The 16,966-nt window shown below is 66.0% G+C and carries 19 protein-coding genes and 1 pseudogene; 10 read left to right on the plus strand and 10 right to left on the minus strand.

Annotation, left to right across the window (positions count from 1 at the left end):
- The first annotated feature begins 7 nt into the window (after nt 1-7).
- Both H7J93_RS27700 and H7J93_RS27705 read left to right on the plus strand, forming a co-directional pair.
- Entirely contained in the window at nt 8-607 is a 600-nt protein-coding gene (locus H7J93_RS27700) for a TetR/AcrR family transcriptional regulator (RefSeq protein WP_267309482.1), read from the plus strand.
- Nucleotides 608-682: 75 nt separating this feature from the next.
- Nucleotides 683-2,284, plus strand: coding sequence for a GMC family oxidoreductase (locus H7J93_RS27705; protein WP_267309483.1), 1,602 nt, complete (start codon nt 683-685; stop codon nt 2,282-2,284).
- Here the strand turns inward: H7J93_RS27705 and H7J93_RS27710 are convergent.
- Nucleotides 2,281-3,582, minus strand: a complete 1,302-nt coding sequence (locus H7J93_RS27710; RefSeq protein WP_267309484.1) for an aspartate aminotransferase family protein — start codon at nt 3,580-3,582, stop codon at nt 2,281-2,283. The two genes, H7J93_RS27705 and H7J93_RS27710, sit on opposite strands and share 4 nt — an antisense overlap.
- Before the next feature lie 74 nt (nt 3,583-3,656).
- On the opposite strand from H7J93_RS27710, the gene H7J93_RS27715 reads away from it, so the two are divergent.
- The 3 genes from H7J93_RS27715 to H7J93_RS27725 are packed head-to-tail and all read left to right on the plus strand — an operon-like array spanning nt 3,657 to nt 6,319.
- Nucleotides 3,657-4,661, plus strand: coding sequence for a phosphotransferase enzyme family protein (locus H7J93_RS27715; RefSeq protein ID WP_267309485.1), 1,005 nt, complete (start codon nt 3,657-3,659; stop codon nt 4,659-4,661).
- Between the two features lie 58 nt (nt 4,662-4,719).
- Nucleotides 4,720-5,448, plus strand: a complete 729-nt coding sequence (locus H7J93_RS27720; RefSeq protein WP_267309486.1) for an SDR family NAD(P)-dependent oxidoreductase — start codon at nt 4,720-4,722, stop codon at nt 5,446-5,448.
- A gap of 10 nt (nt 5,449-5,458) precedes the next feature.
- Nucleotides 5,459-6,319: an SDR family NAD(P)-dependent oxidoreductase gene (locus H7J93_RS27725; protein ID WP_267309487.1), complete on the plus strand. Its 861-nt coding sequence runs from the start codon at nt 5,459-5,461 to the stop codon at nt 6,317-6,319.
- A gap of 6 nt (nt 6,320-6,325) precedes the next feature.
- Here the strand turns inward: H7J93_RS27725 and H7J93_RS27730 are convergent, their stop codons facing one another.
- A complete protein-coding gene (locus H7J93_RS27730; RefSeq protein WP_267309488.1) occupies nt 6,326-6,997 on the minus strand; it encodes a nitroreductase family protein in 672 nt (223 codons plus the stop codon).
- Nucleotides 6,998-7,086: 89 nt separating this feature from the next.
- On the opposite strand from H7J93_RS27730, the gene H7J93_RS27735 reads away from it, so the two are divergent.
- Complete coding sequence (locus H7J93_RS27735; protein WP_267309489.1) at nt 7,087-7,857, plus strand: SDR family NAD(P)-dependent oxidoreductase; 771 nt, start codon at nt 7,087-7,089, stop codon at nt 7,855-7,857.
- A gap of 2 nt (nt 7,858-7,859) precedes the next feature.
- Nucleotides 7,860-8,285 carry a VOC family protein gene (locus tag H7J93_RS27740; RefSeq protein ID WP_267309490.1) on the plus strand — a complete coding sequence of 142 codons (426 nt, stop codon included), beginning with the start codon at nt 7,860-7,862 and terminating at the stop codon, nt 8,283-8,285.
- Nucleotide 8,286: 1 nt separating this feature from the next.
- Here H7J93_RS27740 and H7J93_RS27745 read toward each other — a convergent pair whose 3' ends face one another.
- Nucleotides 8,287-9,138 carry a TIGR03619 family F420-dependent LLM class oxidoreductase gene (locus H7J93_RS27745; RefSeq protein ID WP_267309491.1) on the minus strand — a complete coding sequence of 284 codons (852 nt, stop codon included), beginning with the start codon at nt 9,136-9,138 and terminating at the stop codon, nt 8,287-8,289.
- Nucleotides 9,139-9,181: 43 nt separating this feature from the next.
- Between H7J93_RS27745 and H7J93_RS27750 the strand changes: the two genes are divergently transcribed.
- On the plus strand, nt 9,182-10,363 hold the full coding sequence (locus tag H7J93_RS27750; RefSeq protein ID WP_267309492.1) for a cytochrome P450: 1,182 nt from the start codon (nt 9,182-9,184) through the stop codon (nt 10,361-10,363).
- On the opposite strand, the gene H7J93_RS27755 is transcribed toward H7J93_RS27750, so the two are convergent.
- From H7J93_RS27755 to H7J93_RS27775, 5 genes are all read right to left on the minus strand, one after another.
- Complete coding sequence (locus H7J93_RS27755) at nt 10,360-11,145, minus strand: SDR family oxidoreductase (protein ID WP_267309493.1); 786 nt, start codon at nt 11,143-11,145, stop codon at nt 10,360-10,362. The two genes, H7J93_RS27750 and H7J93_RS27755, sit on opposite strands and share 4 nt — an antisense overlap.
- Before the next feature lie 3 nt (nt 11,146-11,148).
- Complete coding sequence (locus tag H7J93_RS27760) at nt 11,149-11,706, minus strand: nuclear transport factor 2 family protein (RefSeq protein ID WP_267309494.1); 558 nt, start codon at nt 11,704-11,706, stop codon at nt 11,149-11,151.
- An 86-nt stretch (nt 11,707-11,792) separates the two neighbouring features.
- Nucleotides 11,793-12,419, minus strand: coding sequence for a TetR/AcrR family transcriptional regulator (locus H7J93_RS27765; RefSeq protein WP_267309495.1), 627 nt, complete (start codon nt 12,417-12,419; stop codon nt 11,793-11,795).
- Between the two features lie 55 nt (nt 12,420-12,474).
- Nucleotides 12,475-14,610: a beta-glucosidase family protein gene (locus H7J93_RS27770; RefSeq protein WP_267309496.1), complete on the minus strand. Its 2,136-nt coding sequence runs from the start codon at nt 14,608-14,610 to the stop codon at nt 12,475-12,477.
- The gene (locus H7J93_RS27775) at nt 14,610-15,686 is read right to left on the minus strand and encodes a threonine aldolase family protein (protein ID WP_267309497.1); all 1,077 of its coding nucleotides are present in this window, start codon (nt 15,684-15,686) and stop codon (nt 14,610-14,612) included. The genes H7J93_RS27770 and H7J93_RS27775 overlap by 1 nt, the downstream gene beginning before the upstream one ends.
- Before the next feature lie 63 nt (nt 15,687-15,749).
- Here H7J93_RS27775 and H7J93_RS27780 point away from each other — a divergent pair, with 63 nt between their 5' ends.
- Nucleotides 15,750-16,013, plus strand: coding sequence for a DUF899 family protein (locus H7J93_RS27780; RefSeq protein ID WP_267309498.1), 264 nt, complete (start codon nt 15,750-15,752; stop codon nt 16,011-16,013).
- Between the two features lie 21 nt (nt 16,014-16,034).
- A pseudogene (locus tag H7J93_RS27785) lies at nt 16,035-16,151 on the plus strand (ATP-dependent DNA ligase); the annotation flags it as partial.
- A 105-nt stretch (nt 16,152-16,256) separates the two neighbouring features.
- Here H7J93_RS27785 and H7J93_RS27790 read toward each other — a convergent pair.
- Together H7J93_RS27790 and H7J93_RS27795 are read right to left on the minus strand one after the other, a co-directional pair.
- Nucleotides 16,257-16,538, minus strand: coding sequence for a hypothetical protein (locus H7J93_RS27790; protein WP_267309499.1), 282 nt, complete (start codon nt 16,536-16,538; stop codon nt 16,257-16,259).
- A 35-nt stretch (nt 16,539-16,573) separates the two neighbouring features.
- Complete coding sequence (locus H7J93_RS27795; protein ID WP_267309500.1) at nt 16,574-16,954, minus strand: heme-binding protein; 381 nt, start codon at nt 16,952-16,954, stop codon at nt 16,574-16,576.
- Between the last annotated feature and the right edge of the window lie 12 nt (nt 16,955-16,966).

A 16,966-nucleotide genomic window follows, 5' to 3' on the forward strand; every position in this document is an offset into this window, starting at 1 on the left:
ACAGGCGATGTCGGAATCCAAGCTGCGCCAGCGCACGGACGGTCGGCTCGACCGGTCCCGCGACCCTGCAATACTCGACGCCGCCCTGGCCTGCCTGACCGAGAACGGTTACGACGCAACGAACATGAATGACGTGGCCGAACGTGCGGGCGTCGGAAAGGCGGCCATCTACCGTCGCTGGTCGTCGAAGGCGGCGCTGATGGCCGACGCCCTGGTCTACTGGCGGCCCGATCTGCTCGACAACAGCGCCCCGGATACCGGAAGCCTGCGGGGCGACTTCGACGAGTTGGTCGAGCGTGTCAAGCGAAACGACGAATCCCTGGTGTCGAACGACCTGATCCTGCGCGTCGCGATGGAGGCTGCCAACGACCCGGAACTCGCGTCCGCGCTGGATCACCTGATGCTGTTGCGGGGGCCGCACGTCATCTCGACGATCTTGCGGCAAGCCGAGGCGCGCGGCGAGATCGCCGCCGGCCGGGACTGGTCACTGGTCGCCGACGTCACCACCGCGATGAGCCTGCTACGGGTGATCCGCGGGCAACGAGTGGATGCGCCGTTCGTGCGGCAGCTGATCGACACGCTGGTGCTGCCCGCCATCGAAGGCTGATTCGCCTTCCGCCCCCGACCCGTTGGCGTACTATACGCTCGTACAGCACCGCTTGAGCGAGGGGCAGAAACCGCAGTGACGCGCTACGACTACATCATCGCCGGTGCCGGATCGGCCGGATGCGTGCTGGCGAGCCGGTTGTCGCAGGACCCGGCTGTCAATGTGCTGCTGATCGAGGCGGGTGGCCCCGACCGCAGTCCGTGGCTGCACATCCCCAAGGGATCGGGAAAGCTCTTCGACAGCGAGAAGTTCATGTGGCACTACGAGACCACCCCGTTCGGGCCCAATCCCCATGTCGAACAGTGGATGCGCGGCAAGGTGATCGGTGGCTCGAGCTCCGTCAACGGGATGATCTACAACCGGGGCCAACGCGCCGACTACGACGCCCTCGAGCGTCTCGGCAACAAGGGGTGGGGCTGGGACGACATCCTGCCGATCTTCAAGACGTTTGAAGACAACGCGTTCGGTGCGACCGCGACCCGCGGTTCCGGTGGTCCGCTGCACGTGTCCGTACCGCGTGATCCGGATCCCTTGTGCGAAGAGATGATCGACGCCGCGACCGGGATCGGGCTGAGCCGGGTACAGGACATCAACGAGTCGGACGAGGCGCGGATCGGCTACGCGACATCCACGATCCGCAGCGGACGTCGCGTCAGCGCGGCGACCGCATTTCTCAAGCCCGCGTCGCGTCGCCCCAATCTGGAGGTCCGCACCGGGGTCACCGCGCGGCGGGTGGTGTTCGACGGCGACCGCGCGGTGGGCTTCGACGTCGCGACCGGCAACGGCACCGAAGAGGTGCGGGCCACCCGCGAGGTGATCATCGCCCTTGGCAGCCTGAACTCGCCGCGGCTGCTGCAGCTTTCAGGCATCGGTCCACGCGAGGTCCTGACGCACGCCGGTGTACCCGTGCGCCTCGACCGGGAGAACGTCGGCCGCAGGATGCGCGAACATCGCTGCGCCACCTTGCGGTATCGACTGAAAGAGGATCTCGGTTACAACAAGCGCCTGGCCACCAGCCTCGGACAGGCCCTCACCGGGATGAAGTACCTGGCGACCCGCAAGGGGCCGCTCGCGGCGCCGTCGTTCGACGTCGTCGGCTTCGTCAAGGCGCAACCGGGCGCCGAGCGGCCGGACGGGCAGGTGATGATGGGGCCCTGGACGCTGCCGCCGTACAACACCGGTGAGCCGGTCGTCATCGAGCGGGAGCCCGGGATTTCGTGCCTGGGCATGGTTTTGCGCCCCACCTCGCAGGGGTATGTCGAGATCACGTCCGCCGATCCGGCCGGCGCCCTGCGCATCACACCGAACTATCTGCACACCGCGGATGACCGTGAGGCGACAGCGAACCTGATGCGCACGATGCGCTCGATCTTCGAGCAGTCACCGATTGCTGAACGCATCAGCCACGAAACGTATCCCGGGCCTGAGGTGAGCAGTGATGCGGATCTGGTCGACGCCGCGCTCGACGGTGGCTACTGCGGCTATCACGCCGTCGGCACCTGCGCCATGGGCCCGAACGAGGACGACGTCGTCGACAGCCAGCTGCGAGTCAGGGGAGTCGACGGACTCCGGGTGGTGGACTGCTCGGTGATGCCCACCATGGTCGCGGGGAACCTCAACGGGCCCGTGATGGCGATGGCCTGGCGCGCAGCGGATTTCATACTGCACGGCCGCTAGACGCCAAGGGCGGCTGTGAATTCGGTAACGAACCAGTCGGCATCGGACAGCGAAAACACCAGCGGTGGACGGATCTTCAGGACATTGCCGTCGTGGCCGCACACCGAGATCAGCACACGTCGCTCCCGCAGCGCGTTGACGAGCCGACGGGCCTGCGCGCGGTCGGGTGTATTCGTCTCGGGATCGGTGACGATCTCGACGCCCACATAGAGGCCCGCGCCGCGGACGTCGCCCAACCGGGGATCGTCGATCCCCGCCAGGTGCGTCCGCAGGGCTTGTCCCACGGTCGCCGCGTTGGCCAGCAGACCTTCGTCCTCGATCACGTCGAGGACTGCCGACGCCGCAGCGATCGACACCGGGTTGCCCCCGAAGGTGTTGAAGTACGGCACACCCACGGCGAACGGTTCGAGCACGTCCGCGCGAGCGGCCATCGCCGCGATCGGGATGCCGTTGCCCATCGGCTTGCCCGTGGTCACGATGTCGGGCACGACGCCATGGCGGTCAAAACCCCACATCGCATCACCCGTGCGGGCGAATCCAGGCTGTACCTCGTCGGCGATGAACACCCCGCCGCGGGCGCGCACCTCGGCGACGGCGGTTCCGAGCACCGATGTGTCGGCGTAGATGCCGTCGGACGAGAAGATGGTGTCCACGATCAGGGCGCTGAGACCGTAGCCGGCCGCCGTCAGGTCGTTGGCGGCTTGCGCCACCTCGCCCGCGAAGCGGGCTGCGAGTTGATCCGCGGGTACGCGGTAGGTATCGGGCGGGTCAACGATCCGCACATTCGGCCCGATGGTGGTCGCACTGCCGAGCGACGGCGAGATCGAGGTCACCAGCGCCGTGTTGCCGTGGTAGGCATCGCGGGTGATGATGACACCCGTTGCACCGGAACGCATCTCGGCGACACGTAGCGCCAGGTCGTTCGCTTCGGACCCGGTGCAGGCGTACATGACCTGGTTCACTTCGTCGGGCATGGTGGCCAGCAGCCGCTCGGAGTACTCGACGATTCCGCGGTGCACGTAACGGGTGTGGGTGTTCAGCGTCGCCATCTGCCGCGACACCGCGTCCACGACGTGCGGATGGCAGTGCCCGACGCTGGCCACGTTGTTGTAGGCGTCGAGGTAGCGGGCGCCGTCGGCGTCGAACAGATGGCTGCCCCGCCCACGGACCAGGTGCACCGGTCGGTCGTAGAACAACCGGTAGGCGGGGCCGAGGACCCGTTCGCGGTCGGCGATCAGCGGATCACCGCCCGACCCCGCCGAGTAGCTGTTGGAGTCCATGATGTTCGAAAAGCTCACGCCCAGTGCCTCCGGCATTCGCAGGTGATTGCTGTCAGTCTGCTGCATCCGCCCGCGTGGGTCACACTGTGGGAGTGTCAGGACTTCCCGCCGATCACGATGTGTACGCGCGCGCAGCCCTACCGTCCTACGGACGGGCCCCCGACGCGCCGTTACGCCTGCTCAGCCTGTCGGAGAACGCCACGTACCTGGTGGACGACGGCGATCCGCTGGTGTTGCGGGTGCACCGCGCCGATTACCACTCACTGGACGCGATCCGCTCGGAGCTGGCCTGGATGGCGGCGCTGCGCGAACAGACCGACGTGGTGACGCCGCAGCTCATCCCGGCACGGGACGGCAGCGAGGTGGTCACGGTGGTGCGCAACGAGCTGCCACTCAACGTCGACGCCGTGACGTTCATCACCGGCTGCACGGCGGAGGAGATGCCGGAGGCCGTCGGCTTCGATCAGCTCGGCAGGATCACCGCCACCATGCACGATCATGTCCAGCAGTGGAAGGCACCGACCTACTTCACGCGATTCTCCTGGGATCTCGACTCGATGATCGGGCCGAATGGTCGATGGGGCAACTGGCGCGATGCTCCCGGGCTGAGCGTCGCCGGCGCGGACACGCTCGAACGAACCGTAGTGGAGCTGCAGCGCCGCCTCAGCGAATTCGGTTGTACTCCAGATCGATTCGGCTTGATCCACGCCGACCTGCGGATGGCGAACCTGATGATCGACCCGCAGGTGCCGAACGGACCCATCACCGTCATCGACTTCGACGACTGTGGCTGGACGTGGCATCTCGCCGATCTCGGCGCGGTGGTGTCGTTCATCGAGGACACGCCGGCGGCCGAGACGATGATCGCGGAGTGGCTCGCGGGCTATCGCGAGCAGCGTGAATTACCCGCCGAGCATCTGGAGATGATCCCCTCGTTCGTGATGCTGCGCCGGCTGCAACTCACCGCTTGGGTGGCCTCACATGCCAACGCCGACAGCGCAATCGAGTTCGCCGACGGTTTCGCCGAGGGCACAGCGCAGCTCGCTGGCCGCTACCTTGGCGACCGGGACTGGTTGCGCGGAGCCATCTACGCCTAGCCATTGGTGAGCCGCCTCGGTTGTGCTATACATTCGTACAGCGAAGCGAGGAGCAGCGGTGAGTCGAGTGGCGGTGGTGACCGGCGCGTCGGGTCTCGGCGAGGCAATCTGCACGGGGCTGGCCGCAGACGGCCACCGCGTCGGCGTGCTGGACGTCGACGCTGATGCCGCCGAGAAGCTCGCCGAAAAGTTGCGCGGCCGCGGTGCGCAGGCCACCGCCGTGGCGGCCGACGTCTCGGACGAAGCGGCATTCGCCGCAGTCCGAGCCGAATTCGGACCCCTCGCGATGCTGGTGACAAGTGCTGCGATCGGCGGATTCACCCGCTTCGACGAAATCACCCTCGACGAGTGGAACCGATACCTCGCCGTCAACCTGACCGGAACGTTCCTGAGCATCCGCGCGGCACTACCGGACATGGTCGAAGCCGGGTGGGGCAGAGTCGTGACGATCTCATCAGCAGCGGGCCAGCAGGGTGGGCCGAAACAAGGGCACTACTCGGCGACCAAGGGCGGCGTCATCGCGATGACCAAGACCGTCGCGCGCGATTACGCCCGGCATGGGGTCACCGCGAATTCGGTGCCGCCGTTCGTGATCGAGACACCGATGCTGCGCCGGCAGCAGGCCGAAGGAAAACTTCCGCCGGACGAGTATCTGACCCAGGCCATTCCGGCGGGCCGGGTCGGCGGTCCCGAGGATGTGGCGGCGGTCTGCTCGTTCCTCTGTTCAGAGGCGGCCGGATATGTCAACGGACAGGTCATCGGCGTCAACGGCGGTGCGGTCGTGTGAGAGGACTGGCATGACGGAGAATCGTCCGGTTGCTGTGGTGACAGGAGCGAGCCGCGGCGCAGGTGCTGGAATCGCGCATGCGCTGGGCGCGCACGGTTGCATCGTCTACGTGACAGGCCGCACTGTCGAAAGCGACGGAACCGTACGCGGAACCATCGGGGAGACGGCCGAAAAAGTCAGCGCGGCAGGCGGTGTGGGTATCGCGGCTCCTGTCGACCACGCTGACGACGAGCAGGTCGAGGCATTCTTCGAGCGGGTGGGCCGCGAGCAGGGCCGCATCGACATCCTGGTGAACAACGCCGCGATCATCCGCGACGAGATGATGGGGCGCACCAAGTTCTGGGAAGAGCCGATCAACGTCATCGACACGCTCAACGTCGGACTGCGCAGCAGTTATGTGGCGACCGTGTATGCCGCACCTCTGATGGTGCCGCACGGCAAGGGCCTGGTCGTCTTCACCTCGTCATCGGGTTCGGTGCATTACGCCTTCGGACCCGCCTACGGAGTCCCGAAGGCCGGTGTCGACAAGATGGCCGCCGATATGGCGTTCGACTTCAAGGACACCGGGATCGCTGCTGTCTCGATATGGATGGGCTCGCTGCTGACCGACCGGGTCCGGGCGATTGTCGCCAGTAATCCCGAGAAGTTCGGCCACATCCTCGACACCGCCGAGACGCCGGAATTGACCGGACACGTGATCTGGGAGCTGTTCCGAGATCCGGCGGTGATGGATGTCACCGGGCAGACGTTGATTGGCGCTGAACTCGCCGTCAAGTACGGGATCACCGATGAGGGCGGACGCCAACCACCTTCCTACCGTGAGCTTTTCGATGTTCATCCGCACCGGCAATATGCTCACGTCATGCGCTAGCAGCGCTCACTTGCCTCGAGGTCGAGCACCCCTGCCGTAGGTGATGTCGGCGTGGTCGGGATCCCAACTGTTGTGGAACACCACGTCGGACAACGGACGGCGACGGACGGGCCCGTGCCGGCCGCGTGGCCATCCGACGACGACGTGTCCAGCCAAGAACCATTCGTCGGGTACGCCGACGGCGGCGCGCAACGTCTTTTCACCGTCGTACGACGCCCAGCTGGTCAGGCATGCGCCGAGCCCTTGGGCACGGGCCGCGAGGTAGAAGTTCTGCATCGCGGGATAGATCGACGCGCCCTGCAGGAACTCCGAGGAGAACTCGTTCTTGAACGCGACGAACAGCACCGAGGTGAATTCGCCTGCGCGGTCGTGCAGTTCGTACGTGGCGCGATTGTTGCGAGCGGCGCGACTGTTGTCGGCAGGGTCGGGCCGCGTCATCCCGTAGACGGATTCGAATGACTGCAAAGCGATGTGCGCGGCCTCGGCGACGGCAGCGCGCTGCTCAGGAGCGTCGAGCACGATGAAGCGCCACAGCTGCGCGTTGGCCCCGTTCGGTGCCCAGGTGGCGGCCTGCAGGCAGCGTTCCAGCATCTCAGGCGGAACGGGCTCGTCGGTGAACCGCCGGATCGAGCGAGCGGTCGACAGGACTTCCCATACGTCATCGGTGGGATACGGCATTCCATCTATTTACTCGACCAGGGCCCTGATGTCGAGAGACATGCTGTACAGTCGTATTGCATCTGATCGGGACGGACGGGAGTGACTCTGTGAGCGACAGGTTTTCGATGGCAGGCAAGGTCGCCGTCATCACGGGGGGAGGCACCGGTATCGGGCGGGCTTCCGCGCTCGTGCTGGCTGAACACGGTGCTGACATCGTGCTTGCGGGACGTCGTCCCGAGCCCCTCAAGGAGACGGCGAGTGACATCGAGGCACTCGGGCGACGGGCTCTCGCCGTTCCGACGGACGTGACGAAGGCCGACGAGTGTCAGGCCCTGGTCGATGCGGCGCTCGGCGAGTTCGGACGTGTCGATGTGCTGCTCAACAACGCCGGCGGCGGCGAGACGAAGTCGCTGATGAAGTGGACGGACGAAGAATGGCATCAGGTGCTGGACCTGAACCTGTCCAGCGCGTGGTACTTGTCGCGAGCCGTGGCGAAGCCGATGATCGCGCAGGGTAAGGGCGCGATCGTCAACATCTCCTCGGGTGCCGGATTGTTGGCCATGCCGCAGGCGCCGATCTACGGTGCCGCCAAGGCCGGTTTGCAGAACCTGACCGGATCGATGGCCGCGGCATGGACGCGAAAGGGTGTGCGGGTCAACTGCATCGCCTGCGGTGCGGTCCGCACCCCGGGCCTCGAAGCCGACGCGCAACGGCAGGGCTTCGACATCGACATGATCGGCCAGACGAACGGGTCGGGCCGGATCGCCGAGCCCGACGAGATCGGATACGGGGTCCTGTTTTTCGCCTCGGATGCGTCGAGTTACTGCTCCGGGCAGACGTTGTACATGCATGGCGGTCCGGGCCCGGCGGGAGTTTGACCATGAATGTCAGCCACATCGGTCTCCGAGTTCGCGACCTGGATGCGTCCCTGAAGTTCTATGCCGCCCTTGGCTTCACCGAGGTGAAGCGCCTCACCGTGCCCGACCAGATGGCGCAGGGCCTGCTCGGCCTGGCTCCGCCGATCGGTTTCGAGGCGGTATACCTGCGCAACGACGGTGTCATTCTGCAGTTGCTGACGTTCTCGGGCTATCCGGCGCCCGATGAGCCCGAGCGTGGGATGGTGGGCGCCGGACTGACGCACCTGTCGATCGCGGTGCCCGATCTGTCCGCGGCTCAGGCCGCGGTGACCGACGCCGGGGGGAGCGTGGTCGCTGATCCGGGCGGAGGGTTCGCCGCAATGGTGCGGGATCCTGACGGTCAGCTGATCGAGTTGGTCAACGAGAAGGTTCGACCCATTCCGGTCTAGTTCAACGCAATTCGTCGATCATCGCGGCGTAGCGGTCGAGGAACGGTAGTGCGGTCGAGGGGTCATTGCCGTCGCGGCGACCACCGCCGATCACCACCCGGTTGAACCCGAGGTCGCGGTAGCGCGCGAGACGATTGGCGGACGGGTCGCCCCAGGCCATGATGGTCAGGTCGAGGGTCGCCGGGTCTCGGCCTGCGTCCTCGGCGAGACGCCGGAAATCGGCCAGCGCCTGCGAAACATCCCGGAATGCCGCATCGCCGGGCAGCCAACCGTCGGCCCACGGGAGGCTTTCTCGGATGGCTCTCGGGCCGGTGGCCGCCACCAGCAGTGGCGGAGCCGGCTGCTGATGTGGTTTGGGATGACACCAGACCGGGTCGAAGTCGTAGAAGTCACCGTGGTGTTCGGCTTCGTCGGCGGTCCACAGCACCCGCAGCGCAGCGACCATGTCGGACAGGGCCCGGTAGCGGTCCGCCCAGGCGATCGGATTGGAGACCGCGAGTTCCGCTCGCATCCCGACTCCTACGCCCAGCAGAAGCCGGCCTGCGCTGAACCGGTCGAGAGTGGCCACTTGCTTTGCGAACAAGAACAACTCGTGCTCGAGAGGCAACGCCACCGCAGTGCCGAGGCGGAGCGTGGTGGTCGATTGTGCCGCGGCAGCCAGGGACAGCAGGGGATCCCACATCCGCTGTTGTGCGTGCAGCAGCGCCGCAGGCATGGCGCCTGCAGAGGACACCGGGATCTGTGGATGCTCACCCACCCACAGCGACTCGAACCCGCGCTGCTCCAGCTCCTTTGCGAGATCGCCAGGCGCGAGATCATGCGGCGTGTTCAGGCTGACGAATCCGATGTCCATCGACTCTCCCTGTGCGTGGATAGCGTGCTGTACGATCGTACAGGTGAGCGTTCTGTACTACGACCCCTACAACGTCGAGATCGATCGGGATCCCTATCCGGTGTACAAGCGGCTGCGTGACGAGGCGCCGGTGTACTACAACGAGAAGTTCGACTTCTGGGGTCTGAGTCGCTTCGCGGACGTCGAATCCGCGCTGCGGGACGTCGACAACCTCAGTAACGCCAAGGGCGACATTCTCGAGGTCGTGAAGGCCGAACCGGTCATGCCGGACGGGGTGTTCATCAACGAGGACCCTCCGGTGCACACGGTGCACCGCTTACTCGTGTCGCGGGCCTTCACTCCGAGGAAGATGGCGGCGATCGAGGAGCAGATCAGGACGTTCTGTGCGGCGTGCCTTGATCCGCTAAGCGACGGCGACCGTTTCGATTTCACGCTCGATCTCGGTTCGGAGATGCCGATGCGGGTCATCGGCATGCTGGTCGGAATGCCGGACTCACTGCAGCGCAGCGTTCGCAAGGTCGCTGGGGCGCGGTTGCGCAACAAACCGGGCGAGCCATTACCGGTCAAGAAGGACAACTACTTCAACGGCAACATGTTTCGGGACTATGTGTCCTGGCGCAAGGACAACCCGTCCGATGACCTGGTCACCGAACTGCTCAACGTCGAATTCGAGGATGTCGACGGGCAGAAGCGGAAGTTGCGGACCGAGGAGCTGCTGGTGTTCCTCGGTGTCATCGCCAATGCCGGTACCGAGACGGTGGGCCGGTTGTTCGGCTGGCTCGGCAAAGTGCTGGCCGATCATCCGGACGCGCGCCGCGAGCTTGCGGCGGACCCGTCGTTGATTCCCGGCGCCATCGAAGAGGTGCTGCGCGTCGAGCCGCCCGTACACAACATCGCCCGATACGTGGCCAAAGGCGTTGAGTACCAAGGACAGACCGTGCCGGCCGGCCGTGCACTGCTGCTGATGGCGGGTGCGGCCAATCGGGACGAGCGCAGGTTCGACGACCCCGACACCTTCGACATCCGGCGCAACCCCAACCATCTGACGTTCGGTCGCGGAGCGCATTTCTGCCTTGGGACGTCGCTGGCCCGCGTCGAGGGACGGGTGGCACTCGAGGAGATCCTGAAGCGCTGGCCCGACTGGACCATCGACGAGGAGAACGCGGTCCGCGCCCCGACGGCCACGGTGCGGGGCTGGGACTCGATGCCCGCGATCGTCGGCTAACGCGGTCGCACGGGCAGGTTGAGCCGGCTGTCAGGACCCTCTACCGCCGCGAAATCCATGGTCCACGGCCGCTTTCCGTGCTGGATCACCCAGCAGGATCCGGCGGCGCTCTTCGGTGCCGCCAGCGCTGCCAGCACTCCGTCGACGACCGCTTCGGGTTCCATCACGGGCACACCGATGCTTTCGACGAGCGACCGCCGATCACCGAGAACGCCGGTCTCAGTGATACCCGGGCAAATGGTATGCACCGCAAAGTCTTCGGCGGCCAGGTTCGGGGCGATCGACCGCATGAATCCGACGACACCGTGCTTGCCGAGCGAGTAGACCGGATCGGGATGCCACGGCATCAGCCCGGCCAGGGAGGCGGTGGCCAGGATCGCGCGGTCTGAGTCACCGCCCAGCGACCGCATGGCACGCACAGCGGCGCGTACCCCGAACACCACGCCGTCGAGATTCACCCCCACCGACCGGCGGTACTGGGCCAGGTCCAGGGATCCGATGTCACCGGTCCAGTGGATGGTGATGCCCGCGTTCAGAAACGCCAGATCGAGCCCCCCGAACGCGGTCAGGCAGGACGCGAAGGCGGTATCCACCTGCTCCGGATCGGTGACATCGCAATGCAATCCGATGCCGTCGACGGTGCTGGCCACCTCGGAGGCGGCATCACCGTCGATGTCGACGACACACACGCGCATCCCCTCGGCCGCGAGGCGCACCGCTGTCGCGCGACCGATGCCGGACGCACCGCCGGTGATGAGCGCGACGCGACCCGCGAGGTTCACAGGTCACCACCGCTCAACGGGTTCGCTCTCCAGCTTGAGGGGACGGATGTAGGAGGCGTCGCTGCGGTCCCACTTGCCCTTGATGAATCCCTGGACCGCACCGGAGTTGAGCACCGATGAGTCACCGCTGATCATCCATTCGATGGTGCAGCGGCGAAGCGCGATCTTCCAGACCCCGTCGCGCCGCTCGAGGCGGTCCAGATAGCGGCCGCCCATCAAGGACACGATCTTTCCGCCCTTGACGCGCATGGCGCCCATCACGTAGCTCTCGGCGTGGGCCTCATCGCCGTTGATCTCACAGGTGTGGGTGGTGATGTTGTGTAGGTGATCCTCGAACACCGCGGAATGCGCCTGATTGGCCCATTCACCGTACTCGGGGCCGGTTTTCACGGTCGGGCCGTGCTCGTCGATGCCGTCCTCGAAGTAGACGCTGCCCATGAGTTCGGCATCGTGACGGTCGTGTCCGCGTGCCTGATTCATCACGCAGTCGAGAATCGCGGTGCGGTCCTCGAGGTACTGCACGCGCAGGCGAAGCTGCTCGAGCTCATCGGTGTCCGTCATGAACTGTCCTTTCCGCGACGACCAGTTGTACGATTGTATAGCATCGACGCCATACGAACGTACAGCCCACGTAGGGGTCGGGGCAGTCAGCGGGACCGTTTGCGGGCAGCCGGTTTCCGCTTAGGGTTCGGCTCGATCGAATCCAGATAACGTTCGAATGCCTTGGTCAGGTCGGCATGCGCGGTGTCGACCCCGACACCCTTTTCGAGGTTGAGGAACTTCGGCAGGCTGGAGATCAGCAGCTGCAGAGCCGGTAGCGACAGATCGCCCCACGGTCGGGCGTCTGCGCCGAACTTCGCGACAAGCGCATCGAGCTGGAGCTTGCGCACACTTTCGGTCACGGCGGCGATCTCGGTGCGAATCGACTTGCGGTGATTGCCCAGCGCCATGAACTCCGTCATCATCGCGCCGGTCGCCTCGTCCCAGCTGTACTCCCACAGCGCGCGCAGCGGGTCTTCGGTCCGCTTCTCCAGAATCTTGTTGAGGTGATCGAGATTGCGGTCCGAATAACGCCGGATCGCCGCGATGAAAACGTCATCCAAGGTGGGGAAGTAATACTGCACCAGGCTCGGGGTGACCCCGGCCTTGGCGGCCAGGGCGCGATACGTGACGCTCGCGTATCCTTCTTCGAGCATCATCGTTTCGACGCAGTCGAGCAGGTTGTCCCTTGTCTTGGACGTTTCGGCACCCACGCGCCGCGACGGCTTCGCCATGCCTCGTATTCTGACATCCGCCGTTCCTGTACGGGCGTATGGCGAGCAATGTGTGTCAGCACACCAGTGGTGACCGCGCAGCGTTCGGATCGCCGCAGTAGCCGCCGGCTTCCACGGTGATGTCGCCTTCGTCGAGCACGAAACCCGCGTCAGTCCACCGCTGCAGCGGTCGAGCGGAGCAGTCGACCGTGACTGAGGCGCTTTCACCGGCCAAGACCGCAATCGAGGTGAAGCCGACGAGGTGGCGCACCGGGTTTCCGTCGACCGCACGCACCGCGTACACCTGTACCACGTGGCGGCCGTCGCGGTCGCCGGTGTTGGAGACGGTGACCGTCGCGTCGAAGTGCTCACCGCGCACAGGGCTGAGCGTCAACTCGGTGATCGTGAACGTCGTGTAGCCGAGCCCGAACCCGAGCGGATACGCCGCAGGCACGCCGTCGCGATCGAGCTTGCGCTGCCCCCACCAACGGTCGTAGGTGACCGCGCGGGAACGCCAATTCACCTGCGGCAGTTGATCGTGTCGTACCGGGGTAGCGACCGGCATCCGCCCGGCCGGTTCGGCGTCGCCCAACAAGATGTCGGCGATCGCGCGGCCACCCTCCATCCCGGGGTACCAGGCCATCAGCACCGCGGAGACATCACGGTCCCACGGGTCGACGACCACGGTGCCCCCTCCTATGACCACCACCACGGTGTGCGGGTTGGCCGCGGCGACGGCACGAATGAGCGCGACGTCCTCACCGTGCAATCGCAGATCGGCGCGGTCACCGCCGAACGTCCACCACCGCTGCGAGAACTTGAACAGCGCGCTGGCGAGTTTGGCGACCCATGGCCGACGCATGATTCCGCCGAACAACGCCATCGTGTCGGCATCGAGGGCGATCAACGCCTCGCCCTCGTCCTTCGGCGTCAGGCCGACAATGACCACCGCGACGTCGGCGCTGCGCGCGTCCGTGACCACTCGATGACTTCCGAGCCGCTCCCGCAGGCCCTGCCGTACCGAGACGGTGTGTGGAGGTCTGACGTTCGACGATCCCGTGTCACCCAGGTTGGGCCGGTCGGCGAGACGGCCGAGTACCGCTACACGCTGCAAATGTTGCTCTGTCAGCGGCAAGAGCGGTGTCCCGTCGGCTTTTTCGTTCCGCAACAGTACCGTCGCCCGGTGGGCCACCTCGCGGGCCAGCGCGCGGTGATCGGCACCGGCGACGACCGATCGAGGGGGAGCGGGTAGGGCACGCGCGGCGAACTCGAGCTGGGTGCGCAGGATACGGGCTCCGGCCCGCACCACGTCGTCCCGCTTCAACTCGCCGGAGCGCAGCGCCGCAGGTAACGCGCGAGCACGCTGCTGCCGGAACGGCATCTCCACGTCCTGGCCTGCCGCAACGGATTTGACCGGATACCGCAGACCCCACACCCAGTCGGTGTGCACGAATCCGGCGAACCCCCACTGGTCGCGCAGAATCTCGGTCAGCACGTGGGAGTTCTCCCCGGCCCATTCGCCGTTGACCGAGTTGTAGGCGGACATCACCGAATCCACCCCGCCCTCGACGGCTCGGCGGAAGTGCGGAAGGTATCGCTCGTGGAGGATGTCCTCCGGCACGCTGACGTCGACCTGGAACCGCGCCTCCTCCATGGAGTTGAGGGCGAAGTGCTTCACGCTCGTGATCACCCATGGCTTCGCACCTTCGATTGCTGCGCAGCCCATTTCGCCGATGAGCAGCGGATCTTCACCGTAGGACTCCTGGGCGCGTCCCCAGCCGGGGAACGGGGCGACGTTGATGCATAGACCACCCCAGAAGTTGGCGCCGTGGGCGCGCGCCTCGGCCGCGATCGCGGCGGCAACGCGCCGTTCGATGTCGATGTCCCAGGTTGCGGCCCGTGCAATGGAGACGGGAAAGCTGGTCGACGGTGCGATGCCCACGCCGCGCGGACCGTCGGTGAAACGCAGCCCCGGGATGCCGATCCGGTCGATGCGGCCCGCCGTGACGGCGAGGAAGTTCGTCCGAGTCCGCGCACCGTCGACGACGGATCTGACCATCGGCTTATCGCCGTCGAGCAGCCACAGCAGCTCGCGGTCCGTCAGCATGCGCAGTATTTCGTCGGCGGCTTCGTCGGAGCTCTTCTCGCCGCGTCGGACCGCGTCCACAGCATAGGCGAAAGGCGTTTCAGGTGAATAGATCTCGGGGCTCATCAGCAGCGTGCGAACTCTTCGGCGACGATGCCGACGAAATCGTCGACGTCCTCAGGTGTGGTGTCCCATGCGGTCATCCACCGGACCTCGCCGCGGGCCCGGTCCCAGTCGTAGAACCGCACGCGTTCACGGATCCGGTCGGCCACCTCGGTCGGTAGCGTCGCGAAGATCGCGTTCGCCTGGCTGTCCTGGGTGAAGGCAAGCCCGCGAAGCGTACCGTCGGCGATGCCAGCCTCCAGTGCGGCGCGCAGGCGTTGCGTCATCGCGTTGGCATGGGTGGCGTTGCGTACCCCCAGATCGTCCTCGAAGAGCGCAAGCAACTGTGCCGATGCGAACCGCATCTTGCTCGCGAGCTGCATGGTCAGCTTGCGCAGGAACACCAGTCCACTGGAGCCGTCCGAGTGGAGCACCACCACAGCCTCCGCGCCGAGGAGGCCGTTCTTGGTGCCACCCAGGCTGAGGATGTCGACACCCGCGTCGGTGGTGAACTCGCGGAAACCGACGCCGAGCGCCGCGGCCGCGTTCCACAGCCGGGCGCCGTCCATGTGGACGGCCATACCGTGCGCGTGTGCGAACTCGCACAACGCCCGCACCTCGTCCGGTGTGTAGACGGTGCCCAGTTCGGTGGCCTGCGTGATGCTCACCGCGAGTGGCTGGGCGCGGTGTTCGTCGCCCCAGCCCCAGGCCTCGCGGGCGACCAATTCGGGTGTCAGCTTGCCGTCGGCGGTGGGAACGGTGAGGAGTTTGAGGCCGGTCATCCGTTCCGGGGCGCCGGCCTCGTCCGTGTGGATGTGCGCGCTCGACGCCGTCACGACGGCGCCCCAACGCGGCAGCAGGCTGGTGAGTGCGACGACGTTGGCGCCTGTGCCGTTGAAGACCGGGAACGTCAGGGCGCGCTCGCCGAAGTGTGCGCGGATCACGTCCGCGAGCCGTTCGGTATAGCTGTCTTCGCCGTAGGCGACCTGGTGCCCGCCGTTGGCGGCGGCTAGTGCGGTCAGCACCTCGGGATGCGCGCCTGCGTAGTTGTCGCTCGCGAAAGCACGCCGGTCGGGATCGTGAAGGGTGGATATCGACACACATCGATCCTGCACTGCTCCTGCACCCGATGACTATGCACGCGCTGAGAGGTCTACTCATGTATGGGCGAGAACTTTGCGAAGCAGCAGGGCCCCGCCATTCCGGCGCCGTCGGTGACGAACGACGCCATTGCGCTGCCGCAAATTGTCCCGCGCGACGAATGGCAGGCCGCCCGCGACGAACTGTTGGCCGAAGAGAAGGCGTTGATGAAGGCGCGGGACGACCTTGGCGTCCCGCCGCGCGCCAGGATGACTCAGGACGTGCCTGCTGGACGGCCGCAGGGGCCACCCTATGAATGGTGGCGTCTGCACGACAACTACCGATGACTACCGCTCGTGGACGCAATAATGGGTGAAGTGGATCTCCCCGTGCAGCCGCCGCTTGAGCCGATGCTCGCCAAAGCCCAGGTCAAGGTGCCGACCGAGGCTGGGGTGTGGTCGTACGAGCCGAAGTGGGACGGTTTTCTTCACTGAACTTGTCAAGCGATGGCGGAGTCGCGTTCTTTCGGCGTGAAGCGCCTCTGACAGTCACGAGCCAGCTGCCGGGGGGCAAGCACCCTCGGCGCTGTCCTAGTTGCAGCCTCCGGCGCTGACCCATCTGCCGTTGTAGCCAATGCAGCCGCTGACGTTGGACCCAGGCGGCGGCGGTGGAGGTGGCGGCGGATCTTCCGGCAGCGGGGCGTAGTAGGCCGGTGGCGGGACGTAGGGGGCGACTGCATCGGCGATGTTGACACACCCCCCGACCGAGATGCGGCGCCCCGCGCTGGCGCACACGTCCGCGTTGGCCGTGCCGGTGGGCACAGTCAACACAATGGCGCCGGGCAACGTCAGGAATGCGAGCGCGACAGTCATACCGCGGACTCGGGCCGTCCAACGCAATCCGTTCACTACTGTTGCCCTTCAAGCAGATTGGGCTCGCCGTATCCGCAGCGGTTACGGAAGTCGACCAGCGGTTGCCGGATGCCCCTGAGCTCTGCGAGCTCCTGCGGATGTGCGTCGAAATACACTCTGGTGGATTCGGGCACTTCTTCGTGAGGATGCCCGTGAAGGTCAGTGAAGAATTCGTTCACATCGGGATGGGTGAACAGGTAGGCCGATGTCGCGGCCGCAACCCCAGAGGCGATGCCGGCGAGATCGGCGGCGGCGCAATTCGGTGGGCGCACCGGGTCGGTGGGCGGCTCGGCGGCGGCCGTACCGCCGCCGAGGAAGAAGCCCGCGGCAAGTGCGAGTGCACAGGCGCTCCCAAGTGGGTTCAGTGTCAGTCTCATTGTGAATTCACT

Source organism: Mycobacterium barrassiae (assembly GCF_025822765.1).
GTDB classification, from domain to species: domain Bacteria; phylum Actinomycetota; class Actinomycetes; order Mycobacteriales; family Mycobacteriaceae; genus Mycobacterium; species Mycobacterium barrassiae.